Raw genomic sequence first — 26,655 nt, 5'->3', positions numbered from 1 at the left:
AGACAATTAATTTTTTAAATGGTTTGACTGATTTGTATGTCAGGCATATAATTGTTTAGACAACTATTTTGAAAATTTGAAATGAAAGGTGTGACTTGTTTCTTGAAAATACCTAAACGCAACCCCTCCATCGGATTTCATCTGGGTTACACCTATCGCCGCGCCTCCCATTTGTTTGCGAATGCCTTGAAGCCCTATGATATTACCCCCGAGCAATGGTTGGTTCTGTACCACATCGGAGAGCATGAAGGGGTGAATCAGAAGGAAGTTGCCGCCAAAGCAGACAAGGATCAACCGACCACTACCCGTATTTTGGATCTGCTCGAGAAAAAAGGATATACCCGCAAATCCGTATCGGTTAACGACCGGAGAGCTTTCCAGCTCTTTTTGACGGATACAGGGAAAGAATTGATCGCGGCAACCACAACCATCGAAAGTCAATGCGGAAGCCAGTTAATCGAAGGCATTGACGATCATCAATTAGAGATGTTCTGGGACACACTCTCACGCATCAATGCCAACATAGACAACTTACACAAACAGGAGTGATGTTTCACATGAATGAAATGAATACAAAACAACGTTTATGGACCAAAGAATTCATCACCTTGATGGTCAGCAACCTATTTCTGTTTCTGACCCTGCAGATGATGCTGACCACGCTGCCCGCATACGCCAAGGAGGCGTTTATGGCAAGTCCGCTTCAAGTCAGCCTGATAACCAGCCTGTTCGCCTTCAGCGCGATCGCCTCCCGCTTCGTGTCAAGCAAAGCGCTGGAAAAAGGAAAACTGCGCCTGCTGCTGTACGTCGGGCTGATGATTTCGCTTGCAGCCACGCTGGGCTATTACTGGGCATCCGGGATCGCCTTTCTGCTGCTGATGCGCGTTTTGTTTGGCATCGGCTTTGGCATGACAAGCACCTCGTTTCCTACGATGGCATCGGACGTCATTCCTATCAAACGACTGGGCGAAGGCATGGGATACTTCGGATTATCCACTACGCTCGCCATGTCGATCGGCCCGATGATCGGCTTGACGCTCCTGCAAGACGGGGGGTTCACACCGCTTGTGGTCATCACCGTCATCATCAATATACTTAGCTTCCCACTCGCCTACGTTCTAACGTCAAGATCGGCAAAACGGAAAACGGAGCGCCCCGCAGCGGTTCAACCTCGAATTGAGGATCAACCGAAGGGCTCATTCAACAAAAAGCTGATTCTCCCCAGCGTCCTTAACTTTTTGATGTCCATTACGTACGGAGGGCTGCTAAGCTTCATGGCGTTGTTCGGCACCGAGGCTCACCTCCGGAATCCCCAGTATTTCTTCTTGTTCAATGCCATTGCCATCATTCTGGTACGGCCGTTCTCCGGCAGAATCTATGACCGCTATGGACACAAGGCGATGGTTATACCCGCTGCTGTTCTGATGGTCACCGGTCTGCTGTTGCTGACCTTCGCCTCATCGACGGGTACTATGCTGTTATCAGCATTATGTTATGGCCTTGGCTTCGGCGCGATGCAGCCGTCCATCCAGACCTGGATGATCCAGGAGGTTCATCCGCTCCAGCGCGGCATGGCCAACGGCATGTTCTTCAACTCCCTGGATTTCGGTGTCGCTATCGGCTCGATCGCGCTCGGCTCCATTGCCAAATCCACTTCGTACACGATCATGTACCGATATTCCGCCATTGCGCTTGTGCTGTTAATCCTGATTTATATCATCATGCAGGTAACCGGCAAATCGCGCTCCAAAGCAACCTTAAAGCTTGAGGATACCGAACCCACCGCTGCAGGATAACGGAGATTGCAGCGAAGCCAAGAGAAGCAGCGGCATATGAACTTCGAAAACGTCTCAGGAATGGACCAGGAAACAAAGTAGACGATGAAAGTTCCTCGATTTCAATATGCTCCCCGTCCATATCCGGATATGAGAAAAAGGTCTTGTCCATTATTTATGGACAAGACCTTTCTTTTTCAAGCCCTGCGGTTTCTTGAAGTCGACTCGGTATGAGTTCCCTCCGGTGTCGTCTTTCTTCGCCTCCGGCTTCACGGCGAATAATGTGAGCAGGCCGCCTACCGCCGCGACAGCTGCCAACGTGCCGAACAGAACCCAATGATTCGCCCCGAGCAGCAGCGAGACAACTGGCGGACCAAGCGATACGCCGATAAAGCGCATACTGCTGTACAGAGAGGTAATGGTACCGCGCTGTTCCTTCTCTATACCTTCCGTCAGCAGCGTGTCCATGCATGGCAGGACCATCCCGATCCCGATGCCGCCAAGCGTCATCATTCCGACTACAAAATAGATCTGAGCGCTAAATCCGGTGACGATCAGGGAGGCCGTCAATATGGCCATACCCGCGAAACCGGTCCACTTTTTAGCCGCTTTATTTTTGCCCGTGAATTTACCGGCTAAATAGGAAGACAGACATAGCAAAGCCAGCGGAATCGCAAGCACCAGCCCTTTCACCACACCTTGTAAATGGTAAGTGCTCTCGAGCGTTTCCGACAAATAGAAAAGTACGCCGAATACGCCAAACATCGCGATGCCGCCGATGGCAAATATCGCATACAGCCATCTTCCCTTCTCGTGCAAAACCTGCTTGGTTGTTTTCAAAAACTCGCGAATGGATTGTTTGTCGTTGTCGTTCGACTTCGGTGTCTTCACAAGAAAAATGACAAGCACGATAGAGATCAAGCATAGAATCGGAATAGCTATAAAGGGCAAGAACCAAATAAAACTTCCGAGCAGGGCACCTAGTATCGGGCTGACTACCTTGCCAAACGTATTGGAGGTTTCGATAATACCCAAACTCTTACTGACCTCTTCTTCCTCTTTAAACATGTCACCGACAAGCGGAATGACAATGGGGAATGCCCCGGCAGCACCAATCCCCTGCAGAAACCGTCCCGCCAAAATAACGTAATATGCCGCCGTCCCACTCAGCATCCAGGCTGCCACAGCCGAGACAGCTCCGCCTAATGCCGCAATAATTAAGCTGGGGATGATGATCTTCTTTCGTCCATACCGATCCGATAAATAACCGGCAATCGGAATCAGTAAGATGGCTACAACAGCATATACCGTTATAAGCATACTGACTTTGAAGGAACTGATCCCCAGAGCTTTTGAAATCTGCGGCAAGATGGGAATCAGCATGGAATTGCCCAACGTCATGATGAGTGGTATGGATGCAAGGGCAACCAGATCCCATTTCTTGTTTTCCATGAGAGAAGACCACCTTTGCGTTATCTGTCATCCATATTGTAGGTTCTTTTGCCCAGAATATGCATGATTGCAAGGTGGCCGTTTTTTCCCATATGCCATTTTTCCTTATTTATACTTTAAAGCCGGACATCAACTGCCGAAGCTTGCCAGACATTACATTCAAATCTTCAACGGAATTTGTAATTTCCTCCATAGAGGCCAGCTGCTCTTCCGTGGCAGCACTGACGCTTTGGGTTCCGCCTGCCGTCGTCTCCGTGACCTCCTGAATTCTGCGGATTGCGTGAACAAGCTCCCCTGCTCCGGAGTTCATCTGTTCTGTTGCAACGGTGACACTCTGAATTTGTTCGTTCAATTCTCCGACGGATTGCTCAATTTCCTTAAAGGCTCTCTCGGCTCCTTGCGCCACGTTCATGCCCTGGGTCACTTCACGGGTCCCCTGCTCCATGACGCCGGCCAAATCAACAATATCCTGCTGAAGCTCATGGACGAATTGTCTGATTTCAACGGAGGAGTTTGATGCCTGATCAGCCAATTTCCTGACCTCGGCCGCTACAACCGCAAACCCTCTGCCATGCTCGCCCGCCCGAGCCGCCTCAATCGAGGCATTCAAAGCAAGCAGTGATGTCTGCTCTGCAATTTCGATAATGATCTGTCCCATCGCACCGATGTTGGAGGCCTTTTCGCCGAGCGCCCGCACCGACTGCGCGGATTGATCCACACTGGTGCGTATGCCTTCCATTTGAGCCAGTGTATGTATAAGTGCCTGTTCCCCTCCAGCCGCAAGTTGGTTCGTCGTTGCTGCCAATCCGGAGACGTCTTGGGCGGCATGCGCGATATGTTTCATTCCTTCCGCCATGTCCGTTATCGTAGCTGTCGTTTCCTCTGTATCCTGAAGCTGGTTCTCTACCCCGGCCGCCAGCTCTTCCATGATGCCTGAGGTTTGCTGGGAAGCTTGACGGATTTCCTCGGTCGTGGAGTGCAGCGTCGAAGCTGCGACACCGACTTTGCCGGCCGTATCCTGCACCTGTACGACAAGCTCCCTGAAGCCATCGACCAATTTGTTATAAGCGTCGGCTACATCCCTGATTTCGTCTTTCGTTGTGATATGTAATCGGGTAACCAGATCACCCCCGCCTTCGGCAATCTTCAAAAGCTGACTGCTCATCTGATTCAACGGACGGATCGAGCGAGTAAGAAGATAACCCTGTATAGCAAAATAAACAACGGCTGCGATTCCGATCAGCATAATGATCAAATTCTGAAATCGGCTGCTGGCCGCAATTTGATCAGCCTGCTTAGCCAAGGCTTCATTTTTATCTACCGTAAATTGTGCGATAAGCGTACTAAATGACTTGCGCACTTCGCGTTCCTGGTTAAATGCAGCTTCATATACCCGAAACGGCACAGCCTTGTAAAATCCGGTATCATACCCCAATTTGTTTAACACCTCAGAAACGGCTTCGGTGTAGATGACATACCCGGTTTCGATCTCGTTAAACACTTTGTGGTCTTCCTCAGCCGTCATCAAGCCTTTGGTTTCGGCCATGAGTTTGGCGACGGACTCCTGTTTCGCTTTCAATGAATCGGCAAAGGTCGAATCACCGGTCAATAAGTAGCCACGCTCATCATTAGATACGCCCGTCAATAGGGTCTCCAATTGCGTCAGGTTATAGATGACCTTCTGATCCACTTCAATAATCTTGCTGAACCTCTTCTCCGTCATATTCGAAGTGATGAACGCGATGATTACGATCACCGCCGTAACCGTTGCAAGAATCGTAGACGAAAGAATTAATTTTGTTTTTATCTTCATCCGCAAGCACCCGACCTTTGATATAAGTAATATACCCCCAATCCTTTTTTCGTCAAATTTGTGTCCAAAATGAATAGACGGGGCGATCGAGAAAGCGCTTTTCCCGAAAATAATTGAAAAAAATTATTAATCACCGGTCAAATCATCATAAATATTGGATAACTCCCTCCTTATGGTATAAAGAATACTCCCCATCTCACCCTAAATATCTTTCCGTTTTTTTCCTTTTCCATGAAACATGTTTGGATTTCATATAACAATCATGAAAAAAGGCCTGCCTAAGCCGTGGCTCAGACAGACCTTTATTCATTTAATATTCATCCGGGATAAAATGGCTCTTTTCCCCGATATGATACACATGAAGTTTGTGCATGGCACGCGTACATGCGGTGTAGAACAGTTTGCGGTCGCTTTCGCGGTGGTACACATCCTCGGAGCCGTTGTATATGATCACCGCGTCGAATTCCACGCCCTTGGCTAGATAGGCAGGAACGACAAGCGTTCCTTTCTCGAAAGCAGGAGTAGTTTTGGTAATTAATCGCGCAGGTATATCTGCTGACAGCTGCTCGTGTACGCGTCTGCTCTCCTCTTCTGTCCGGCAGATCACCGCCACGTACTGGAATCCCTGTTCATGAAGCTCACGGATATCAGAGACAATCGCTCCATGCAGGTGTTCCTCATCGTTCACCGCAACCACACGCGGAGCTTCGCCGCTCCGGTTAAATGGAACGATCCGCTCCCCGCCCGGTATCATCTGCCGTGTGAAATCAACGATTTCATACGTGGACCGGTAGCTTTGCGTCAGATTGATGACCTCCGTATCGTCCTTGCCGTAAAGACTCACCAGATTTTCCAGATTGCCGAGCGCCTCTCCATGTGCGTAAATCGCTTGATTGAGATCCCCCAGCACCGTCATTTTCGCACGCGGGAACAACCGCTTCAGGAATTCCAGCTGAAATCCCGAATAGTCCTGTACTTCATCCACAATCACATGACGAATCGACGTGTTCGTGCGGAAACCTTGAAGCAGCTCCTTCAGATAGAGGAACGGAGTCGCATCCTCATACAACAGCGATTTGTTGTCCAGTGACGCAACGGTAAGCTTGCAGATTTCCTCCCAATCATCCGGGAGTCTCTCCAAATTCCCGGCCGCCCGGCGAAATAGCGATTCATCCGTATATAATTTTCGGTACATGCCCTTCACATCCACATATCGGAACCGCTTGATCCAGCGTCTAACCGGCTTGAGCCGGTTGCTGATGACCATTTTGGCAAGGACATCCCTTTCCTTATCAAAATCGTCAAACGTATCCGCCTTCCGGTTTTGCTTACGACGCATCGTTTGAAAGGCCCGTTGATAATCATCCGTATCCAGCAGCTGGATTTGCTCCTCCACCCACGGGGCGTCTTTTTCGCTCTGAGCGAACTCCGACAGGCGTTTCAGCATCCACTCTTTCATCAGGTCGATCCGGCCAGCGAGCTTAACCGCCGAATCATAACTATAGAACTGCGCGGACATTTCGTCGGAGCTGACGATAACCTTACCTTGGAATACGACCGGCTTAAAGAGCATCCCGCCCTTCTCCAGCAGCTCCTTGTATTGTCTGATGGTGTCAAGATAAGCTCCCGAGGATTTATAGGATATGCTCTCAAGTCGTGCCCGGTACCGCGGCGAATCATCCGCATTCAGCAAGGTTTCCGTCTGTGTGAACACGTCTTCGAGCTCAAACTCTTTCCCGAGCCGGTGTTCCAGATAAGACTGGAAGGTCGTCTGCTGCATATTGTCCTCGCCGAGCTCCGGAAGGACTGTGGATACATAACTATTGAACAGCGGATTCGGGGAGAACAGAATCATCTGATCGGCCCGGAGTGTCTCCCGGTACTTATACAACAGATAAGCCACTCGCTGCAGTGCGGCTGAGGTTTTGCCGCTGCCGGCAGCCCCCTGAACGATCAGCATTCGGGTTTTGTCGTTTCGGATGACGGCATTCTGTTCCTTCTGAATCGTAGCTACGATGCTCTTCATACGATCATCCGCGCTATGGCTGAGCACCTGCTGCAGCAGCTCATCACCAATCGTCACACCGGTATCAAACAATACCTTGATCTCGCCGTTATGGATGACGAATTGGCGCTTAAGCAGCATTTTGCCTTTGACCGTACCCGAAGGCGTTTCATATTGGGCCGGACCGGGTGCCCCGTCATAATACAAGCTTGATATCGGAGCCCTCCAGTCATAAACGAGAAACGTCTCCATATGTTCATCCAAAAAAGATCCTGTCCCTAAATAAATGGTGTCCGTCTCCGTGGTTCCATCCTCTTGAAAATCAATGCGTCCAAAGTAAGGGGATTCCACAAGTTTTCTATACTTTTTAAGCAGCTTGCTGGATTGCAGATGAGCATGCTCACGTTCCGCGAGCACTTGCGACTGCTGTCTCAGGTTGGTGGACGTTTCACCCAAATCGTCCGGGTTGCTGAAGTTGACCGTAACTTCGTCCCAAAAGTCTTTCCGCATATCAATCACGACTTCACGGATATCTCCGACGCTCGCTTCCAACTGAGATATTTTATTACTGATTTTCGTTGTCACTTCCGTTACCCGTGCCTGTTCTTCTTGCCAATCCTGTTCGCTGATAGCCATTTGTTCATCCCCCTAATATACTGGTTGACAGCGCAATTCGTCTGTGATAAAATACAATTGTGATATTCTAAACATATTGTCAATGTTTAATGACAAACCATTGCTAATTATAGCAATGTGTCCCGTATAATTCAACATCGAATCTCAGTAACCGACCCACCGGGGCGGTTTTTTTGCGTTTATATACAATACCATTCCCAAGGCTCACTGCCAAGAGGAATCATCCTAAATCCTGGTGCATGAAAAGCCGATCAAATATGGCATCTTGATCGGCACCCAAATGATGAACTTCTCTTATTTACGCAGCCACGAGAACAAGGCCTCCTCCTGCTCTTTATCATCCACGACACGGCTAATTTGATCCGCTACCCGGTTCAGCCGGTCAAGCTGATATCCGTAATCATACATGGAGGCGGCCACCACCGATAGCCGAAGCCCCCCTGGATTGGCGCCTGGTCCGCACATCACCTGCTCCATGAACGCTTCATTGTTCTCCGCCATGGTCTCGGCTTCGTCCTCATTCGGTTTCAGTTTATCTTCGAATTTCCACAAAATATGCTCATGGTACTTCATTAACCGCTCCAGATTGTGATCAAACTGCTCGTCGATTTCTTCGGACCGTTCCGCCTGAAAATAGTGGTTCTCCACCGCATCCAGCACTTCATATCCCTTACGAAGGGATTGCAGCAATTGCTTATACACTACAAGCTGTCTGGCTTGACTGTACTTGGCCCGCTTCAGCTTCTTCTGCTCTTCCTCAAATAAATTGTATTTGTCGGACAACGATTTGATCGCGGATTCCAGTTCCTTCTTCTCCGCACGGTATACCGAATCCTTCATTTCGTGGGAGATGGCCGTGCGCAGCAGCAGCGACATTTTGCCAAATACAATATGAATCCGCGTGATGTACTGTTCCTTGGGTTTCGGGGGAAACACAAGAATATTGATAAGAAATGCTGATATGATACCGATAATCGTCAGAATAAAGCGATTGAGCGCAAAATCCCATTGCCCGGAAGCTTCCATCACGGAGATGACCGTGACAAGCGTAAGTCCGATGGTCTCGCCCATTTTGAGCTTCATGCAAATCATAATCACTAGAATACATACCAAACCGACGGAAATCGGCTGATTCGATAAAAAATATCCTCCGAGCATCGCCAGAATCGCACCGAGCGTACTGGTCTGCAGCTGGTCCAGGAAATATCTCCACGACCTGTATATGGACGGCTGCATCGCAAATATCGCGGCTATGGCGGCAACGACAGGGGATTTAAAATCAAACAGCATGGCTAAATAAAGAGCCAGCGTCACGGCTAAGCCGGTTTTGAACATTCTTGCTCCAAACGCCACAGACAGCCCTCCTTACCTAACCCAATTTCACATCTATGGATACACACCATGATACATACTCCTCCGTTTGAACCGCTATTACATGAATTACCCTTACGTTTCCAATGTTATGCAATTTCAGATTCATTCACATGCTCCGGGTTGGCCCGCTTCCCCATCCTTTTCTCATAAGATCGGACCAGATATGCAAGCCAAGCGCAAGAAGCCAGATATCCGCCAACGATATCGCTTGGATAATGGACCCCAAGATAGACCCGGCTTAGTCCGATGCCGAGAATCATTACGACGGAGATGGATATTAATGTGCCTCTCCCCGCTCTGCTGTCAATATGTCTCCACAACAAGTAAGCCAACACGCTGTAGAACGAGAAGGCGACCATGGAATGTCCGCTGGGATAGCTGTACCCCGTAATTTCAATTAAGCGGTGGATGTCGGGCCTGGCCCGTTGAAAGACCCATTTTAATAATACATTCAGAATAGATGAACCGAAGACGACCACAATAAGGAGAAGGATCTCCACGCGGTGTCCCAGTACCCAATATAGCACGGCGATTACAATCAGACATAACACAATCACCGGTCCGATAGAACCTATAAACGACAGCCCAATGGCGATATCCGTGATAAGCGGATGCTCCCAGGCTTGTACCGTTGTTATGATCGCCAAATCAAACGATGCCAGGCTTTGCCGCATTACCAAAGCAGCCAGCGTGACAAATCCTATCAAGCTGATCATCGAAATGAGGAAAATCCAGCGTTGTCTTCCTGAAGTCGGGTGTAGCTTCTGTCCGCTCAACTCTCTTTTCTCCTTTGCCTTTGTTTCGAATCCGTGCGAATTGGTGAAAACAAGATAATATCATTTTCCTGAGATAAAGGAAAGTCCATTTGGGATATACATGAAATATCTCGTAGTCTATGTCAAAATCGCAATGATTACTCTTTCAAGGGTATTTATACCAAAAAGTTTACCATAAAGGAGCATGTCCACATGAAGGTTCTCGTTGTCGGTGCCAACGGCCAAATAGGCAACCAGCTTACACATCTGTTGCAAGACCATGAAGGCTATACCGTAAGAGCAATGGTACGAAAAGAGGAACAAGCAGCCACATATGAAGCTGCCGGAATAGAGTGTGTTCTTGCGAACCTGGAAGGGTCGGTCGAGGAGCTTGCTGACGCGGCGATGAATTGCCAGGCGGTGGTATTCGCTGCCGGCTCAGGCGGAGCTACCGGATACGACAAAACCCTGTTAATCGATCTGGATGGAGCCGCAAAAATGATGGAAGCCGCCGAGCAGGCGTCTGTCTCGCGCTTTGTGATGGTAAGCGCGATGGGGGCGCATCATCGGGAATTTTGGAATGAGGAGATCAAACCGTATTATGTCGCCAAGCATTACGCGGATCGCCTGCTTCGTCAGAGCAGCCTCTCGTACACCATCATTCGTCCAGGGGGACTTACGAATAACCCCGGTACCGGACGCATCACCGCTGCGGAGAATATCCAGGGCGGATCGATTCCGCGTGAGGATGTAGCACGAACGATACTGTTATCCCTAGATGAAGAAAATACCTTCCGTCGTTCCTTCGATCTGATTTCAGGAGATACTCCTATATCCGAAGCGTTATCCTCCATTTAAAGAGAATGCCTTTGTCAAAAAAAATCGCCCCTCAGCATAAGCGATACGTTGGTATCGGCTCATACTTCAGGGACGATTTTCCATACTAGTTCCATCTTAACCAGCTCACAATAAAAGCGGTCAATGCCAACGCAGGCGCATAGTTTATGATTTACTTTGTCGCAGTAGCCTTTGTTTTGCTGCCTTACGCGCCTGTCTTCCGCAGCATTTGATTCCGCAATATATCTTTAACCGCAACCACCGCTTCTTCCACCCGGTCTACCGCCACAACAATGGGAGTGCTGCCCTCATATTGGCTGAAGGAGTGATTGTACTTGGGATCATAATAATGCTCGAGCAGCAGCTGTATTCCCTGAGCAAACCGCCCCTCTTCCAAAGACTTGCCGATTTCCGCGGCGATAGGTGTGTGGATCCTGTTTTTGATTAATTGAAAGGCCGCCAAATATTGCTCTTTAAAAGCGGCAGGGTTGTAATCCTCCAGGATCTGGCGAACCCGTTCCGCCATCGGCAGTTCCAACACGATGGCTACCCCCGACTCCTTCTTCTTCATCAGGAAATCGGGAACGGCGATTTTGCCGATCCGTTTGCTCTCCGCCTCAAATAACAAATACGGCGAAGATTCCAGTTGCTTCAGCCGCTCAACCAATCCCGAATCAAACGTCTTCTGATTATTCGCCTGTAGACCAACATGCCCAAAGATCGAGCCGCGATGTCCTGCCAGCCCTTCCAGGTCCACGACCGGGTAGCCTTCCTGCTGGAGCTGTCTAAGCACGGCCGTCTTGCCGGTCCCTGTCAATCCGTGGAGGACAAATGCTTCCGCGTCCAGACTCTTATGCTCCAGCGTATCCAGCACATACTTCCGGTATGCCTTAATCCCGCCCGTAATCCGATTGACATGGATATCCATCAAAGAGAGAACGGTTGCGGCAGTCCGGCTGCGCATGCCACCACGCCAGCAATAGACCGCCTTATCTCCCTCGATGTCCTTGAATTGCTTCACAAAGCTCGGGAGCTTGGCCGACATAATGGCAAGTCCACGCTCTTTAGCCGCATCCACGCTCACCTGCTTATAAATCGTCCCGATCTCCGCCCGTTCTTCATCATTGAAGACCGGAATGTTCAGACTTCCCGGAATCGTGGAATCCCTATACTCCGAAGGGGAACGGACATCAATCAAAGTAATCTTCTTCCTGCTTTGCAGTTCCATTAATTCTTTTACGGTGATGTCTTGAAACATGTCTGTTCGCTCCTTTATTGAAACAAAACGCGATTCACTTTATAACTCAACAACAATGCGATTCGGATGGTCATGCACGACCTCGCCGATTCTTCCAGCTTCCAGCCCGGCATGGCGAAGCTCTGACAGAAGCTGATCTGCCTGCGAGCCATCAACCGCAATGAGGAGTCCTCCCGAAGTTACGGCATCGCACAAAATCCACTTATCGATCTGGTCCATGTTGTCCGGGAAATGCACGTCGTCCTTCACGTGATCATAATTGTTCTTCGTACCGCCTGGAATAACACCGCCGTCGGCCATCTCGCGAACCCGCTCCAGAATAGGAACAGAAGGTTTAGATATCCGGATCCCCGTGCCGCTTCCTTTGGCCATTTCGAGCGCATGGCCAAGGAGACCGAAACCTGTCACGTCGGTGCAAGCATGCACCTCATACGGTTCCATGAGCTCGGCAGCCGTTTTGTTCAATGCCGCCATCACGGCGGTAACTCGGCGAATCTCCTCATCGCTTAACAGATCCTTTTTGATGGAACTCGTAAGGATACCCACGCCGATTGGCTTCGTTAGAATCAAGGCATCGCCTGGCTTCGCGCCGGCATTGGTTCTTACTCTGTCCGGATGGACAGTACCTGTAACGGTAAGGCCGAATTTGGGTTCTTTGTCATCGATGGAGTGCCCGCCAACCAGGGTAACCCCCGCTTCCTTCAATTTATCTCCTGCACCTCTCAAAATATCCGTCAATACCTGCTTGTCCAGCGTGGAGATCGGAAATGCCACGATATTCAAAGCAGTCAACGGCTTGCCTCCCATAGCATAAATATCGCTGATGGCATTCGCTGCAGCCACTTGTCCGAAATCATAGGGATCATCCACAATCGGCGTAAAGAAATCGACGGTCTGAACCATAGCCAACTCATCCGTGAGACGGTATACGCCTGCATCATCACTTGTATCCAAACCTACCAATAAATTAGGATTCGGCTCAGCTTGCGGAAGCTTGCGAATGACCTGAGCCAGGTCCGCTGGCCCGATCTTGCAGCCGCATCCTCCTTTAGAGGAATACGAGGTTAATTTTATTTTCTCCGATTGATTCATCACGGGTCTTCCCTTCGTCTTAAGAGTTGAATTTAACAAAACACATGCAACAAACCCGGCGTGGATGCTTAAAAAACGTCTCATCTACCCCGGGGATAATCTGATATTCGTCCGTTTACTAACACTTGTGATCACACACCATATCTATATTATAAGAAATCGGCTGCTCCAAGTCTAATGATCTTCCTATTTCTTGCAATTACCGGGAATATCTTTCTTCGTTCTGTCCACAATGTGATATACTAATTGATTGGATATGTACATCATTTCATAACGCATCGGGGGAGTATAGATCATGAATCACTCAAGCGACGGCAGAATGGCCTTTGATCATTCGGATCGCAGAAGAACCATCTGGTTCATCACCATCTTCATCATCATTGCAGCAACAGGGCTAACCTACGTAAAATGGTGGCCTTATTACGATAAAGCGCTCAAAGCCATTATGGAGCACAGCATCGGCTCCTCCATATTAGGCATGGACCCGGGCAATGCCGTACCTTCTTGGCAAGCGGCCTGGGACTATGCGGTCACGTATTTTAAAGCCGTTTGGAAAGCGGCGGTGCTCGGTATCCTGCTCGGGACCTTGATTCAGTCGCTGCTTCCTTCCCAGTGGCTGCTCCGCGTTCTCGGCAAAACCACCTTCGGCAGCACGGCGATTGGAGGAATTGCCTCCATTCCGGGCATGATGTGCTCTTGCTGCGCAGCACCGATCGCGATCGGTCTGCGTAAGAAAAAGGTGTCCGTGGGCTCCGCCCTCGCGTTCTGGATCGGCAATCCCACCATCAATCCGGCAACACTCGTCTTCATGACGTTTGTTTTATCATGGAAATTCACCGCGCTGCGTTTGGTCTTCGGCCTCATTCTAACCTTTGGCGTCAGTTACCTCGCTAACCGCTTCGCCAAAGAGGCGGATCCCATCGAGATTGACGCACCAGTGAGCACCGATCAACCCGATGAACGTCCGCTGTGGCTGCGCTGCTTCTCCAGCATTGGTCATATGATAATTCGCGTGGTTCCGGCGTATTTTATAGCCGTGCTTCTCCTTGGCGCATTGCAAGTGTGGATGTTCCCGCATTTGGGAGCAGCCGCCGGAAACACGCTGCTGGCCGTCATCTTCTTCTCCGTGATGGGAATGCTGTTTGTCATTCCAACTGCAGCGGAAATCCCGATCATTCAGGCCTTTATGGCAGCGGGCCTCGGAGCGGGTCCGGCCGCAGCCCTGCTTCTGACGCTGCCGGCCATCAGTCTTCCGTCCCTGCTCATGGTAAGACGCTCATTCCCGAGGAACGTCATGTGGTTTGTTGTTGCTTCCGTTGTCCTGCTTGGAATTGTATGTGGTATAGCGGGAATGCTGATCCTGTAGGTCCAGCTCCAACTTTTTCGATTATCTTTTCAATTTTTATTTTTTCTTAAGGTAAACCCTTGGCTTATCTGGTAAAGTGATTAAAGAATGAACCAACTCATTATTACATGCAGTCGAAGGGAGTCAATCATTAAATGAAAGATAACGATTTGCAGCCAAACCATCCGGGGCAACCCGAGGATGAACAGGGACAAGCCCAAGAGAAAGAGAATAACCAACAAGATCCGGGCAGCTTGTCTAATGAAAAAGAAAGAATCGATTCAACCTATCCTGAGCCCATCGAGCTTCACAAGGATGCGGACGAACAGCCTACGCTCATGCATCCAGCAGGGGATCAACCGCTTTACGATGAACAGTCTCCTGCAGGTGGCGGCGGGAACGGAAGCAAAGGTTGGATGATCGCTTCGCTGGTATTGGCGGCAGCGTTAATTGTCGTCCTGATTGTCCCTCCGTTTGCCAAGGGATCCGGCAATGAAGCTATAGCTAAAGTCAATGACGTTAACATTACCAAGGATAATCTGTACGATGAGCTTGTCAGCGTAGGTGGTAAACAAACACTCAATTCCATGATCACTGAGGAATTGATCCAGCAGGAACTCAAGAAGAAATCCATTACGGTAACTGACGCTGATGTGAATAAAGAAGTAGATACCTTGAAGGCGACCTTCCCGTCCGAGGATCAATTCAATTCAGCTCTGCAGCAATCCGGCATGACGCTCGACGACCTGAAGGAGCAGACCAAGACCCAGGTTGAGCTCAAAAAATTGATGGCCGACAAAATCAAAGTAACTGATGAAGAAATTAAAGAAATCTACGACCAAAACAAAGAAAGTTTTGCTACTCCTGAGCAAGTTCGCGCTTCCCACATCCTGGTGGAAACCAAGGAAGAAGCCGATGCCATCGTGAAGCAATTGAAGGAAGGCGCCGACTTTGCAGCGATTGCCAAAGAGAAGAACCAAGATGCTACGAAGGAGACCGGCGGCGACCTGGACTTCTTCGGACGCGGCCAGATGGACCCTGCATTTGAAGAAGCAGCGTTCAAATTGAAGAAGGGTGAAATCAGCGACCCGGTGAAGAGTTCTTTTGGTTACCACATCATCAAGGTTACCGATCGTAAAGAAGCCACGAACCCTACCCTTGAAGATAAGAAGGAAGAAATTCGCAGTCAGCTTGAGAACCAGAAGGTTTACTCCGAATCCACAGCCTACATTCAAGAGCTGAAGGACAAAGCAACCATCACCAATACGCTGGAAGAAACTGCGGCTGAAACGCCAGCAGATCCTGCAGCGGAAACACCAGAAGCACCTGCTGCACCTTAAACGTTAGTCCAAGCCCCTACCCTTGCGGTATGGGCTTTTTTTAATGTCAAATAAAAAGTTCTTTAAACCCTAGGGAAAACATGTTAGAATGTAAGCGTTATCAAATGTTGATCTTGGAAAAGGGGGAAGCAGAATGATGAAGCACGTATCGGAATCCCGCAACATGTATGAGGACTTCGTGGTGGAGACAGACATTCTGTTCTTTAAAACCGGATCGCACGGTTTGGTCAGCTTTCACGGCAGAAACTATAACATTAAAAAGAGAATGACTGCCGAAAAAATCGCATCCCTGCTCTCCGGTAAACAGTTCTATCATGTCGGCGGCAACTGCTATGTCAACGTTGACAAAATCACGACGGTAGAACAAGGCATCGTTTACTTTGGGGAGAAGGCACCTTCTGCTAAACATCTTCGGATTCCGAGATGGAAGCAAGAGTCGCTCAAGCGCCTTGTCGCTGAAGTAAAACAGCCTGTTTGAGTGAGCTGCGCTCTCTTCTGAAATGGGGCGCAACACACAGAAGATCCCGTATCCGTTAACCGGAGGCGGGATCTTTTGGTTTGTAGGGTTAAAGCTTCAGTTTTTTAGTATTGACAATGTAAAGGTTCTTCAGCGGCATGGCACCATTTCTGTACTTCCGGGCACCGGATTCAAACAGAACGTACAGGTCATTGCCCCGCATCGCAATATTTTCGGACATCGGAGGCATCGTCAGCGGCGTAGCCGCAGCCTTTCCCTTGGTTCCACGAGTATAGATGAGCAATTTACTTGCATTGTTACGACCGCAGGACTGGCTGTACACCACGCGTGATTTCGTCACGACCGCCCCTTGTATTCGGTCAGGAGTACTCCATGTATAGGTCGCTTTGCGGTTCGACGGCAAGCCGTCGCTGGACGTCAAGGGATAACCTCGCAGCTTGCCCTTGGGTCCCGGCGCACACTGTTTGCCGCCTTGATCCTCGCCATCCATATATTCGCCAATCCATAGAATGCCGTCAGAATAAGTGGCATAGGATGCTTTATGGCCGAGCGCATATGGGGTCATGACGATATTGCTGTAATCTTTTTTGCTGCTAATGGTACTCAGCGGAATTTTGTACACATTTTTGCCGGACGTCACCCACAGATGTTTTTTGCTAACCGCAAGCCCTCCGACATGCCCGGTATGCTTTTTGCTGCCGCTCTCATACAAATAGAATGTTTTGATGCGTTTATTGGTTTTGCTGCTTGTAATCGAGATGCTGCTGGCTTGATCGCTATCCTTATTACCCCAATAATGCGATATAATGATCCAGTTCTTGCTCGGAACGAGGGCCAGCCCTTGCGGAATCCACTCCTTGGTCCCGGAGTAACCAGGAATCGGGGCTCCCTTTTTGCTGATATCGAAAAACTTTTTGTACTTCGAGCTGGCTGCTTCGACCCCTCCGGGATGAGCAAGTCCGCTTAAGCTGAAGATCAGCGCTAAGCTAAGCAGGAGACTCGCATAACGTTTGGTTACCTGTCGTTTACTCACAATAAATGCACCTCTCTTCCATCGTCATATCATCTATAATGGTATTATCAAATTTTAGGTTTATGAACATAGAGAGGATGATCACGCATCGATCCCTATTTTGATCCGAGATATCCGGAAGCGTTTGCTGCTTTCTCCACCGAACATTGGATAGCCATTCTGGTGTTTATCGCCCTTTGCTCCCTATTGTACTTGTTCAGGACGGCAATCGCCTCCAAGTCTTCTCTGCAAAAAAACGTGAGATGGGGGCTGTTTGCTGCACTTTCGTTACCCGAAGCCTCCCTTTATATCTGGTATGCGTTAACGGGAATATGGGACCCTGCCACTTCCCTTCCATTGGAATTGTGCAGTTTGACCCTGTTTCTCTCCATCGCCATCCTGCTTACGGATGAACGCCGTCTATATCCGTTGGTTTACTTCGCCGGAATTGGTGGGGCCTTGCAGGCTATATTAACGCCCAATCTGGGTTACCCTTTCCCACACTTCCGGTTCTTTCATTTCTTTGTTGTCCATATCGCGATCATATTGACGGCATTGTACATGACATGGGTGCGAGGATACCGTCCAACCTGGAAATCCATCGCCTGGACGATGGTCTTCCTGAACGTATCCGCATTCGTTGTCGGTCTGGTCAACCTCGCTGTCGGCTCGAACTATATGTTCCTGATGCGCAAGCCCGACACCGCTTCACTGCTGGACCTGCTGGGACCGCATCCCGTATACATCCTCGTTGAGGAGCTCATCGCACTCGCGCTGTTTATCCTTATGTATATCGCCTTTTTTGTCATTCCGGATCGCTTGAAACGGAGTCGCCGCCATAAACAGCAACAACCGCCCTTTTCTTCGGCTGACAGTTGAAGAAGGAGTCCTATACATATAAAGCGTATGGACTGCAAACGCCCGCGTATTCGGGTGCTGCAATATCCATACGCTTTTTTCCATTGAAAAGGCCTAGACCAGATCCTTAATCCTTAAGATACAGCCTGGAGGTTGCTTCCCAAATTTCGCCCGGAGCCAAACCGAACAGACCGATATCGTCAGCCGGCAGGTCCACGTTCGGCGCATTTACCAGGTTAATCTGCGGTTCGGGACAGAAGAACTTCCGGGATGCCTCGTTGTTCCATACCATCCACTGCTTATACGAGTTGCCGACATCATAAACGAATGTTTTCCCGAGCTTGGTATCCGTCAATTCCATACGATTTCTGCCGTTTTGCGGGACGGCCGTGTAATGGTTGTCCATCGAATCAAAATAGGGAGTTACGCCGCTTGTCCGAAGCAGCTCCTCTTCTGCCGTAAGCGTCTGGAATTTGCCTGTCGGCAGCATCCGCTCACTCATTTCCCACCGCTCGCCGATCGTTATTCTCACGACGCAGTCATCCGCCGTGCTCTCGGGAGCAAACGGAGCGTTGATTGCCGTATGGAAAGCAAGCAGGCACGGCATGTTGCCGGTTCCGAGATTACGAATAAACACATGCTGAGCCAAACCATCCTGATTCAGCGTATAGCGAAGCCGGAACGTGAACGGGTGCGGAAGCATGGCATACACGGGATGATTCTCATCAATGGTGACCGAAACCACCACGTAGCTTTCAGCCTCGCTGCTGCCAAAATCCTCGACGCTCCAAGGGATCGTATGTAAAAAGCCATGGAGGTGATTGCCCGTCGCTTCTTCATTGATCGGGAACTGATAGGTTTGTCCATTCCATGGAAACCGGCCGTCCTCATAACGATTAGGCGGAAAAAGAACAGGAATGCCGTGAACGCCCGGATTGGATTTGAATGCTTCCATTTCGTCTGCTTCCGGTTCGCGAAGGAACCGGTAACCGCTTTCGTTATCCCTAAAAGCGATGAGATTGCCTCCGATTTCGGGCAATATCGCCGCTTCGTAAGGGCCGTGCTGGAGCCAAACCGCGCGCTCCCCGTGATATGATCCTTCATACGCTTTGTGGTTCATCGGGTGATCTCTCCTCTCAAGTGTGAACGTATATAGATTATCATACCAAAGCCCTTACTTCTATATTTTCGGGGTGGATGGTCGGCCCATCCCCCCCACTCATTCCGTCCGTTTAAAATTGCTGCCGGTTAAGACGAAAGCTTCGTTTTAGAAGCGTTTTGCGGAATTGGAGCCGGGGCCGATTGATCGCTTGCTGCAGGCTGTGTGGCCGAGACCAACTCCTCATCCAGTTCCTTCGTGTATTCAAGTGTCTGCTGCTCGCTCCACCCCAGTACCGCAGCCATATAATCGATCACAGGCTGTTTCCATTTTCTCGTCCAATCGATATGGAATAACAGGGAACCCGTGCGACGGATAAAAAAGTCAGCCGGCTTCGCTGCCATCTCATGCTGAATCGCATACATCAGCGGAACCAGTACCGATACCGGAAGCGCTGCTGCTTCCCCCTGATCGGAGCCCTCCTTGGCCAAGCGGAACAATTCCGACACGTTGGAGCCGTACATTCGCGCCCACTGCTCGGCGAGCTTACGGTCAATTCCTTGCATTGCGCCGATCTCCGCCTGCTTGCGGACAAAATCAGGGAATTGGCCGGATCCGCCTACCTGACCGCCGGAAATCGGCAGATTTTTCGTTACGCAGGCACCATACGCTTTGCCGCCGTTCTCTAGAATCCGTTGCGCAACCAGGTCGACAACGGTGCCGGCCATTTTGCGATAGCCGGTCAGCTTGCCACCGGCAATAGTAATCAAGCCGGACGGAGACTCCCAAATTTCATCCTTGCGTGAAATTTCGGAGGGACTTTTGCCTTCCTCCAAAATAAGGGGCCGTACTCCAGCCCATCCCGACTCGACGTCTGCCGGACTTAGCTTCACGCCAGGGAACATGTAATGAATGGCTTTCAAAATATAATCCCGGTCCTCCACCGTGATCAAGGGACGCACGGGATCGGCTTTGTAGACCGTATCGGTGGTTCCCACGTAGGTCTTCCCGTCGCGGGGAATAGCAAACACCATTCGGCCGTCTGGTGTATCGAAGTACACCGCTTGACGAAGCGGGAACTTGGATTGATCGATGACCAGATGAACCCCTTTGGTCAGTTGAAGCATTTTCCCCTTCTTAGACTTATCCATTTCGCGCACCTGATCCACCCAGGGCCCTGCGGCGTTTACAATTTTGGTTCCGGATACGGACTTGACCCCGCCACCCAGCATATCTCTTACGGTGATACCGGTAATTCGTCCATTCGCATCATAATTCAACGATTCGGCCTTCGTGTAATTGAACAGAACCGCCCCTCTGGCGGCTGCCTCCTTCATGACCTCCAGCGTCAGCCTGGCATCGTCCGTCCGGTATTCCACATAATAACCACCGCCCTTAAGACCCTCCTGCTTCAGAAGCGGCTCCCTCTTCAGCGTTTCGGATGCGGACAGCATGGAACGCCGTTCTCCCCGCTTTACGCCGGCCAGGAAATCATACACCATCAACCCGATGGAGGTGCTGAACTTCCCAAAGGTGCCACCCTGGTGTATCGGCAGCAGCATCCACTCCGGCGTCGTTACATGCGGCCCATTCTCATACACAACGGCCCGTTCTTTGCCTACCTCGGCCACCATGCCGACTTCAAACTGCTTCAGGTACCGCAGGCCGCCATGCACCAGCTTGGTCGAACGACTGCTCGTTCCTGCGGCAAAATCCTGCATCTCGACCAACAAAACGGACATCCCGCGCGTGACCGCATCCAGCGCAATCCCTGCACCGGTTATGCCCCCTCCGATAACAATCAGATCGAAGGTTCCCTCTGCCATTTCTTGAAATCGATGCCTGCGGTCCAAACTTGAAAACGACTGTGCCTGCTTCACAATGAATCCCTCCCAGTATGATTTACCCTGTTTTTATCTATCGTTACCTTCCAATGCAAAAAGACAGCAAAAAAGAGACCACGAAACACGCAGTAGCAACCCCATATCATGAGGTATTCCGCGCCTAGTGGTCTCTCCAAGTCTCCAGACATATATTCACTTATTGCTCATTATACCATAGAAAATGCTAATGAAAAGCCATTGCCGCATAAACGGCTTTTTTCCAGCCGCTGTATAATTGCTCCCTTACGTCTTCCTCCATGGTTGGCTTGAAGCTTTGTCCCATGCTCCATTTGCTGCAGATTTCCTCCTGATCTTTCCAGAAGCCGACAGCGAGCCCCGCCAGGTAGGCGGCACCGAGTGCCGTTGTCTCCGTAATGTTCGGCTGTTCCACCGGAACATTCAGGATGTCGCTTTGGAATTCCATGAGAAACGTGTTGGTAACAGCCCCTCCATCCACCCGCAGGGATGTGATATTATAGCCGGAATCTTCTTCCATCACGGATAGGACATCCCGTGTTTGATATGCAAGCGACTCCAGGGTTGCACGGATGAAATGCTCTTTCGACGTGCCACGTGTCAGGCCGAAGACAGCCCCTCGGACATCGCTGTTCCAGTATGGACTGCCAAGTCCGACAAAGGCCGGCACCACGTACACGCCCTCCGTGGAGTTGACCCGGCGCGCATAGGGCTCGCTGTCCTTCGCTTCGCGGAACATCCGAAGACCGTCGCGCAGCCACTGGATCGCCGAGCCGGCCACGAACACGCTGCCTTCGAGCGCATACTGTACGCTGCCATCCAATCCCCAGGCGATCGTAGTGATCAGTCCATGCTCGGATTTTACGGGCTTGTCACCGGTGTTCATCAGCATAAAGCTGCCGGTTCCGTAGGTTGTCTTCACCATGCCTTCCGAGAAGCAGGTCTGCCCAAATAGCGCCGCTTGCTGATCGCCGGCTGCTCCGGCAATCGGAACCTCGCGTCCGAAGAAATGATAGGAAACCGTTTTGGCATACACTTCGGAAGAAGGCCTGACTTCAGGCAGCATGGACTTGGGGATGTCCAGCAGCTGCAGCAGCTCCTCATCCCATTTCAATTCATGAATGTTATACAGCATCGTACGAGAGGCGTTGGAATAATCGGTCACGTGCGCCTGGCCTCCGGACAGCTTCCAGATCAGCCAAGTATCGATGGTCCCGAAAATAATATCTCCGCGCTCGGCCCGCTCACGGGCACCGTCTACATGATCGAGGATCCATTTGATCTTCGTTCCCGAGAAATAAGGATCAATCAAAAGTCCGGTCTTTCCCCTAACCGTCCCGTCATGCCCGGCAGCTATCAGCTCCTCGCAGATACCGGCCGTCTGACGGGATTGCCAAACAATGGCGTGATATATCGGTTCTCCACTATTCCGATCCCATACCACGGCCGTCTCCCGCTGATTCGTAATCCCGATTCCCGCAATCTGATCCGCCTTCACGCCCGCTTCGGATAAGCAGGTCGCAATGACCGCAAGAATGGAACCCCATATTTCATTGGCATTCTGCTCCACCCAGCCCGGCTTGGGAAAATACTGCGGAAACTCCTTATGAGCTGAGTGTACGATTTCTCCTTCCTTGTTGAACAGGATCGCGCGCGAGCTTGTCGTTCCTTGGTCAAGCGCCAGAATGTACTGCTCCAATCAACTTCTCCCCTTCCGCATATGCATTTAACCAAAGATAACGTGCAGGTGGAAACGTTGTCAAATCCATTATTCCGTCAGGGAGAAGCCTAGCAAGTCCTGCAGCAGGACCGAAGCCGCACCCATTAGCTTCTCATCCTCGCCAAGAGAGGCCAGACCAAATACCAAATCCTCCTTCAGAATCGGAAGCGCGTGCCGGTCTATATAGCTGCGAACCATTTCCAGCAATTCCGGATTTCCATGCGCCATGTCTCCACCCAGGATTAGCGCTTCGGGATTAAACATATTGACCAGGTTGACGATGGCTGCTCCCAGAAGCTCCGCCACTTCCTCATTCAGATCCCTTGCCAGCTTGTCCCCTCTACGAAGAGCTTCCTTGAATACGGACGGAACAATTTGACTGTAATCTCCCCCGCTCATCTCCTGGATCAGTGTCGGTCTCCCCGTTGCGATCGCCGTAATAATTCGCGAATACACGGCAATCCAGCTGATGTAACTGTCCAAGCAGCCTACATTGCCGCATTCGCAGCGGATTCCGCTGCGGTTTATGCTCGTATGCCCGAATTCGCCGGCACCGCCATGCTTGCCCCTTAGGAGATGATCGTTAATCAAAATACCGGAACCCAGCCCGTCGCCAATGGAAATATAAATCAGGTTCGCGAATGCGTAATCGCCAAATCGGCGTTCAGCCAGCACAACGGAATTCATATCGTTCTCCACCCAGGTTCGCAGCCCGTAGCGTTCTTCAACCATCCGTTTCATCGGAACATCGGTCATGCGAAGTTTTGTGTTATAGTGCACCATGCCCTGACTATCACTCACAATGCCCGGCACCGTAATGGAAATCCCGACACACCGCTCCAAGTCTTCTTGTCCTGTCATGAAATCATCCATCAGGCTCAGCAATCGTTCGACAACGGCTTCTCCTTGGAGGCCGGTTAGAGGATGTGTTTCCTTCTGCAGCACCCTCGCCTCCAGATTCATGCGGGCCAGCATCATGACCGAATTCGTTATCGCTACCGCGAACAAATAATGATTATCCGGATTGAATTTAAGCAGAATGGGCTTTCTTCCTCCGCTGGAGGAGCCAGTTCCAATCTCGGAAACGTAGCCTTCCTTAATTAGCTCCTGTACAGCTGAGGCGACCGTGGAGGGACTCAGCTTGTTTTTTTTGGCCAGATCGATTCTGGATATAGGTCCCTCTGTGCGGATCTTGTTCAGCACCTTGGACCGGTTTAATGCCTGAATCAGCTTGTGGTCACCTTTTTTCATATTGTTCAAAACAAGCTCAACCTTTCTATAGTTTCTTCATCGTAGTGCGACTTTCTGTATCGGAAAAATGAGGATAGAATCACTATAACATTTTCAACAAGCAGATATAAACTTATTCCATCTATCGAATTAACATGCAGCGTAAGATCTGATAGTGATTCTCTCATATTGTGAAAAAAAGAATTTAAAAGGTTTTGAAATCGCTATCTTGAAAAATAAACAAGGTGATTATATAATCTTTCGCAATAGAAGCTGGTTATTCTGTCAAGAAAGATAGCATATGGATGTTAACTTTTTTCGACTTATGGAATAACTACCGCTTTTATACCACCTACATAAAGGGGGCGCTTAAGGGGTCCGATTCTCTCTGTACAAGCCGTACAACCAACCACGCTTGATCAAAATCATATGAATTCAAGGAGGGTTATCTGATGAAAAAAAGAATGTCTGTCCTGATCTCGGTATTATTCGTGCTCACCGCGTTACTGTCCGCATGCGGAGGCGGCAATGCCTCTGGAGGAAATAACGGCAAGAAGGTCATCAACGTTGCGCTATGGGACGAAAATGTGCGGGATACGCTGGACAAATCCATTAAGATTTTCAATGAGAAGCACCCGAATGTTGAAGTGAAAGTGACTTACACCCCTTGGGCCGATTATTGGACCAAGCTGAAAACCAGCCTCGCCGGCAACAGCGGTCCTGACGTTTACTGGATGAACGGTCCTAACTTTCACTCCTATGCCTCCTCCGGTCTGATCAAAGACCTGTCTCCCCTAATTGAGCAAAGCGGTCTGGACACCTCGGTTTATACCGAAGCGCTTGTCGATATGTACACCTATCAGGGTAAGCTTCACGGACTTCCTTATTTCCAGGATTCCGTCGGACTTTTTTATAATAAAGAATTGTTTGACAAGGCCGGGCTGCCCTATCCAGACGATACATGGACCTGGGAAACGGTAGAAGAGAACGCGGCCAAACTGACGGATAAATCAAACGGGATCTACGGCTACATTACGCCGATCGACAGCCAAATCGGTTATTACAACTATATTGCCCAGGCTGGCGGGTTCGTGATATCCGACGATAAAAAAACATCCGGTTACGATACGCCGGAAGCTCTTTCGGCATTCAAATGGCAGCAGAGCTTGATTGAGAAAGGCTACTCTCCGAATGCGCAGCAGCAGCTTGAAACCAAGTCGCGCCAGCTGTTCGGCTCGGGCAAGGCCGCCATGTTCCCGGGAATCTCCGTCAACTCTCCGGAACTCCACAAGCTGCTTGGCGACAAGCTGGGTGTCGCGGTTCTGCCCGCAGGAAAGGAAAAGGCGTCCATCGTCCATGGCCTCAGCTGGGCCATCAACGGCAAGACCAAGGTCGAGCAGGAGTCATGGGAATTGATTCAGATTCTATCCGGCAAGGAAGGACAGGAATTGCTGGCTGACTCTGGCTTCTCGATGCCTGCGTACAAAGGCACGGAGGGCGGCTGGCTGAAGTCTATTCCATCTCTTGATCTGCAGGTGTTCGTGGACAGTCTGGAGTTCGCCGTACCATATCCCGTATCCCAGAAAACCGCTGAGTGGCAAGACGCTGAAGTAAAGGAAATTCAGGCGGCTTTCCTCGGAAAGAAATCGTTTGAAGAAGCGCTGAAAAATGCCGGCGAACAGATGAATGCCATCCTTGCGACAGAAACCAAATGACGAGCAGCCGCTCCCAATACGGAAATTAAGAAAGGACGGTGCAGCCTGTGAGCTCTCCCATCACTGTGACCACAGAACCTCCTAAAACAACAGCCAAGCGAAAAGCAGGGAAACTTGCCGTTCACGAAGCCATGTGGGGATACATCTTCATTCTGCCTGTCGTGCTGGGCCTCGGTCTGTTCTATATGGCACCTTCCGCAGCATCCCTGTTTCTGTCGTTTACATCGTGGGATGGACTAACTTCACCTCAATTCATCGGACTTGATAACTTTGCAAATTTGATGAAGGACGACAAATTCACCGGTTCCATGCTGAACACGATGATGTATACCGTAGGTACGGTGCCGTTATCCGTTGCACTCGCAACGGTGCTGGCCGTGCTCCTGAACCAGAAGATCAAAGGCATGGTCTTCTACCGCACCTTCTATTTCATTCCCGTCATCACCATGCCGATCGCGGTCGGCATGGTATGGAAATGGTTGTACAACTCCGAATTCGGATTGATCAACCATGTGCTGGGGATCATGAACCTGCCGCAGCCCAATTGGCTGTTCGATGAGAGATTCGCCTTGTTCTCCATCGTGCTCGTCAGTGTCTGGAGCAGCATCGGATACAATGCCGTCATTCTGCTGTCCGGCCTGCAGGGCATCTCCGGCAGCTATTATGAAGCAGCTTCGCTTGACGGAGCAGGGACGCTGTATAAGTTCTTTCGGATTACACTGCCCCTGCTGACGCCCAGCTTGTTCTTTGTCTTGGTCATGTCCTTCATCAATTCGTTCCAGGTGTTTGACCTGATCTTCATCATGATGGATCAACAGACCACGATGCTGGAATCCACCCGGACGGTGGTATACAGCATCTGGGAAGACGGCTTCAAATACTTCAACATGGGTTACGCTTCAGCGCAGGCCTTCATTCTGTTTATCGTTATTCTGATCATTACCATGGTCCAGATGTATATTCAGAAGCGCTGGGTCCACTACCAATAACAGGAGGTGTGTA

At 50.1% G+C, this 26,655-nt stretch carries 21 protein-coding genes; 9 read left to right on the top strand and 12 right to left on the bottom strand.

The genetic code is table 11. From position 1 onward, the window contains the following. Positions 1–102 precede the first annotated feature (102 nt). The gene (locus ACETK5_RS06320; protein WP_326118813.1) at positions 103–549 is read left to right on the top strand and encodes a MarR family winged helix-turn-helix transcriptional regulator; all 447 of its coding nucleotides are present in this window, start codon (positions 103–105) and stop codon (positions 547–549) included. A gap of 8 nt (positions 550–557) precedes the next feature. Beyond that, on the top strand, positions 558–1,796 hold the full coding sequence (locus ACETK5_RS06315) for an MFS transporter (RefSeq protein ID WP_394054697.1): 1,239 nt from the start codon (positions 558–560) through the stop codon (positions 1,794–1,796). Between the two features lie 150 nt (positions 1,797–1,946). Here ACETK5_RS06315 and ACETK5_RS06310 read toward each other — a convergent pair whose 3' ends face one another. The 5 genes from ACETK5_RS06310 to ACETK5_RS06290 all read right to left on the bottom strand — a co-directional run bounded on the left by ACETK5_RS06310 (position 1,947) and on the right by ACETK5_RS06290 (position 9,831). Then, positions 1,947–3,251 carry an MFS transporter gene (locus ACETK5_RS06310; protein ID WP_326114106.1) on the bottom strand — a complete coding sequence of 435 codons (1,305 nt, stop codon included), beginning with the start codon at positions 3,249–3,251 and terminating at the stop codon, positions 1,947–1,949. 85 nt (positions 3,252–3,336) lie between these two features. Then, entirely contained in the window at positions 3,337–5,040 is a 1,704-nt protein-coding gene (locus tag ACETK5_RS06305) for a methyl-accepting chemotaxis protein (RefSeq protein ID WP_100539462.1), read from the bottom strand. Positions 5,041–5,350: 310 nt separating this feature from the next. After that, positions 5,351–7,681: an RNA polymerase recycling motor HelD gene (gene helD, locus ACETK5_RS06300; RefSeq protein ID WP_326114055.1), complete on the bottom strand. Its 2,331-nt coding sequence runs from the start codon at positions 7,679–7,681 to the stop codon at positions 5,351–5,353. 294 nt (positions 7,682–7,975) lie between these two features. Beyond that, entirely contained in the window at positions 7,976–9,034 is a 1,059-nt protein-coding gene (locus ACETK5_RS06295; RefSeq protein WP_100538204.1) for an FUSC family protein, read from the bottom strand. Between the two features lie 107 nt (positions 9,035–9,141). Beyond that, the gene (locus ACETK5_RS06290; RefSeq protein ID WP_100538205.1) at positions 9,142–9,831 is read right to left on the bottom strand and encodes a phosphatase PAP2 family protein; all 690 of its coding nucleotides are present in this window, start codon (positions 9,829–9,831) and stop codon (positions 9,142–9,144) included. A gap of 192 nt (positions 9,832–10,023) precedes the next feature. Here ACETK5_RS06290 and ACETK5_RS06285 point away from each other — a divergent pair, with 192 nt between their 5' ends. Beyond that, positions 10,024–10,668 carry an SDR family oxidoreductase gene (locus tag ACETK5_RS06285; protein WP_326114054.1) on the top strand — a complete coding sequence of 215 codons (645 nt, stop codon included), beginning with the start codon at positions 10,024–10,026 and terminating at the stop codon, positions 10,666–10,668. A gap of 184 nt (positions 10,669–10,852) precedes the next feature. Here ACETK5_RS06285 and mnmH read toward each other — a convergent pair whose 3' ends face one another. After that, a complete protein-coding gene (mnmH, locus tag ACETK5_RS06280) occupies positions 10,853–11,905 on the bottom strand; it encodes a tRNA 2-selenouridine(34) synthase MnmH (protein ID WP_394054693.1) in 1,053 nt (350 codons plus the stop codon). Between the two features lie 39 nt (positions 11,906–11,944). Next, positions 11,945–12,997 (bottom strand): selenide, water dikinase SelD, encoded by a 1,053-nt coding sequence (gene selD / locus ACETK5_RS06275; protein WP_394054691.1) that lies wholly within the window; start codon positions 12,995–12,997, stop codon positions 11,945–11,947. A 295-nt stretch (positions 12,998–13,292) separates the two neighbouring features. Between selD and ACETK5_RS06270 the strand changes: the two genes are divergently transcribed. The 3 genes from ACETK5_RS06270 to ACETK5_RS06260 all read left to right on the top strand — a co-directional run bounded on the left by ACETK5_RS06270 (position 13,293) and on the right by ACETK5_RS06260 (position 16,160). After that, positions 13,293–14,363, top strand: a complete 1,071-nt coding sequence (locus tag ACETK5_RS06270) for a permease (protein ID WP_394054690.1) — start codon at positions 13,293–13,295, stop codon at positions 14,361–14,363. A gap of 134 nt (positions 14,364–14,497) precedes the next feature. Next, positions 14,498–15,682 (top strand): peptidyl-prolyl cis-trans isomerase, encoded by a 1,185-nt coding sequence (locus tag ACETK5_RS06265; protein WP_394054688.1) that lies wholly within the window; start codon positions 14,498–14,500, stop codon positions 15,680–15,682. A 133-nt stretch (positions 15,683–15,815) separates the two neighbouring features. Then, the gene (locus tag ACETK5_RS06260) at positions 15,816–16,160 is read left to right on the top strand and encodes a LytTR family transcriptional regulator DNA-binding domain-containing protein (protein ID WP_009590070.1); all 345 of its coding nucleotides are present in this window, start codon (positions 15,816–15,818) and stop codon (positions 16,158–16,160) included. Positions 16,161–16,248: 88 nt separating this feature from the next. Here ACETK5_RS06260 and ACETK5_RS06255 read toward each other — a convergent pair whose 3' ends face one another. After that, positions 16,249–17,193 (bottom strand): hypothetical protein, encoded by a 945-nt coding sequence (locus ACETK5_RS06255; RefSeq protein ID WP_394054686.1) that lies wholly within the window; start codon positions 17,191–17,193, stop codon positions 16,249–16,251. An 87-nt stretch (positions 17,194–17,280) separates the two neighbouring features. Here ACETK5_RS06255 and ACETK5_RS06250 point away from each other — a divergent pair, with 87 nt between their 5' ends. Next, complete coding sequence (locus tag ACETK5_RS06250; RefSeq protein WP_394057342.1) at positions 17,281–18,051, top strand: YwaF family protein; 771 nt, start codon at positions 17,281–17,283, stop codon at positions 18,049–18,051. Between the two features lie 106 nt (positions 18,052–18,157). On the opposite strand, the gene ACETK5_RS06245 is transcribed toward ACETK5_RS06250, so the two are convergent. From ACETK5_RS06245 to ACETK5_RS06230, 4 genes are all read right to left on the bottom strand, one after another. Next, complete coding sequence (locus ACETK5_RS06245; RefSeq protein WP_394054684.1) at positions 18,158–19,150, bottom strand: aldose 1-epimerase; 993 nt, start codon at positions 19,148–19,150, stop codon at positions 18,158–18,160. A 128-nt stretch (positions 19,151–19,278) separates the two neighbouring features. Continuing rightward, entirely contained in the window at positions 19,279–21,009 is a 1,731-nt protein-coding gene (locus tag ACETK5_RS06240; protein WP_394054682.1) for a glycerol-3-phosphate dehydrogenase/oxidase, read from the bottom strand. A 187-nt stretch (positions 21,010–21,196) separates the two neighbouring features. Beyond that, a complete protein-coding gene (gene glpK, locus ACETK5_RS06235) occupies positions 21,197–22,687 on the bottom strand; it encodes a glycerol kinase GlpK (protein WP_394054680.1) in 1,491 nt (496 codons plus the stop codon). Between the two features lie 69 nt (positions 22,688–22,756). After that, positions 22,757–23,959 (bottom strand): ROK family transcriptional regulator, encoded by a 1,203-nt coding sequence (locus ACETK5_RS06230; RefSeq protein WP_394057340.1) that lies wholly within the window; start codon positions 23,957–23,959, stop codon positions 22,757–22,759. A 431-nt stretch (positions 23,960–24,390) separates the two neighbouring features. Here ACETK5_RS06230 and ACETK5_RS06225 point away from each other — a divergent pair, with 431 nt between their 5' ends. Next, positions 24,391–25,653 (top strand): ABC transporter substrate-binding protein, encoded by a 1,263-nt coding sequence (locus ACETK5_RS06225; protein WP_100538216.1) that lies wholly within the window; start codon positions 24,391–24,393, stop codon positions 25,651–25,653. 47 nt (positions 25,654–25,700) lie between these two features. Beyond that, a complete protein-coding gene (locus ACETK5_RS06220; protein ID WP_100538217.1) occupies positions 25,701–26,642 on the top strand; it encodes a carbohydrate ABC transporter permease in 942 nt (313 codons plus the stop codon). Positions 26,643–26,655 lie beyond the last annotated feature (13 nt).

The sequence above is a fragment of the Paenibacillus ilasis genome, from assembly GCF_043195395.1.
Classification (GTDB): domain Bacteria; phylum Bacillota; class Bacilli; order Paenibacillales; family Paenibacillaceae; genus Paenibacillus_AQ; species Paenibacillus_AQ lautus.
The sequence above is the reverse complement of the archived record's forward strand: the minus strand, read 5'-3'. Positions and strand labels throughout refer to the sequence as shown.

What these genes read in the sequence shown, in the direction of transcription:
- ACETK5_RS06315 (WP_394054697.1), top strand. Translation starts at nt 558, where the DNA reads ATGAATGAAATGAATACAAAACAACGTTTATGGACCAAAGAATTCATC.
- ACETK5_RS06305 (WP_100539462.1), bottom strand. Translation starts at nt 5,040, where the DNA reads ATGAAGATAAAAACAAAATTAATTCTTTCGTCTACGATTCTTGCAACG.
- helD (WP_326114055.1), bottom strand. Translation starts at nt 7,681, where the DNA reads ATGGCTATCAGCGAACAGGATTGGCAAGAAGAACAGGCACGGGTAACG.
- ACETK5_RS06285 (WP_326114054.1), top strand. Translation starts at nt 10,024, where the DNA reads ATGAAGGTTCTCGTTGTCGGTGCCAACGGCCAAATAGGCAACCAGCTT.
- mnmH (WP_394054693.1), bottom strand. Translation starts at nt 11,905, where the DNA reads ATGTTTCAAGACATCACCGTAAAAGAATTAATGGAACTGCAAAGCAGG.
- selD (WP_394054691.1), bottom strand. Translation starts at nt 12,997, where the DNA reads ATGAATCAATCGGAGAAAATAAAATTAACCTCGTATTCCTCTAAAGGA.
- ACETK5_RS06270 (WP_394054690.1), top strand. Translation starts at nt 13,293, where the DNA reads ATGAATCACTCAAGCGACGGCAGAATGGCCTTTGATCATTCGGATCGC.
- ACETK5_RS06265 (WP_394054688.1), top strand. Translation starts at nt 14,498, where the DNA reads ATGAAAGATAACGATTTGCAGCCAAACCATCCGGGGCAACCCGAGGAT.
- ACETK5_RS06260 (WP_009590070.1), top strand. Translation starts at nt 15,816, where the DNA reads ATGATGAAGCACGTATCGGAATCCCGCAACATGTATGAGGACTTCGTG.
- ACETK5_RS06245 (WP_394054684.1), bottom strand. Translation starts at nt 19,150, where the DNA reads ATGAACCACAAAGCGTATGAAGGATCATATCACGGGGAGCGCGCGGTT.
- ACETK5_RS06230 (WP_394057340.1), bottom strand. Translation starts at nt 23,959, where the DNA reads ATGAAAAAAGGTGACCACAAGCTGATTCAGGCATTAAACCGGTCCAAG.
- ACETK5_RS06225 (WP_100538216.1), top strand. Translation starts at nt 24,391, where the DNA reads ATGAAAAAAAGAATGTCTGTCCTGATCTCGGTATTATTCGTGCTCACC.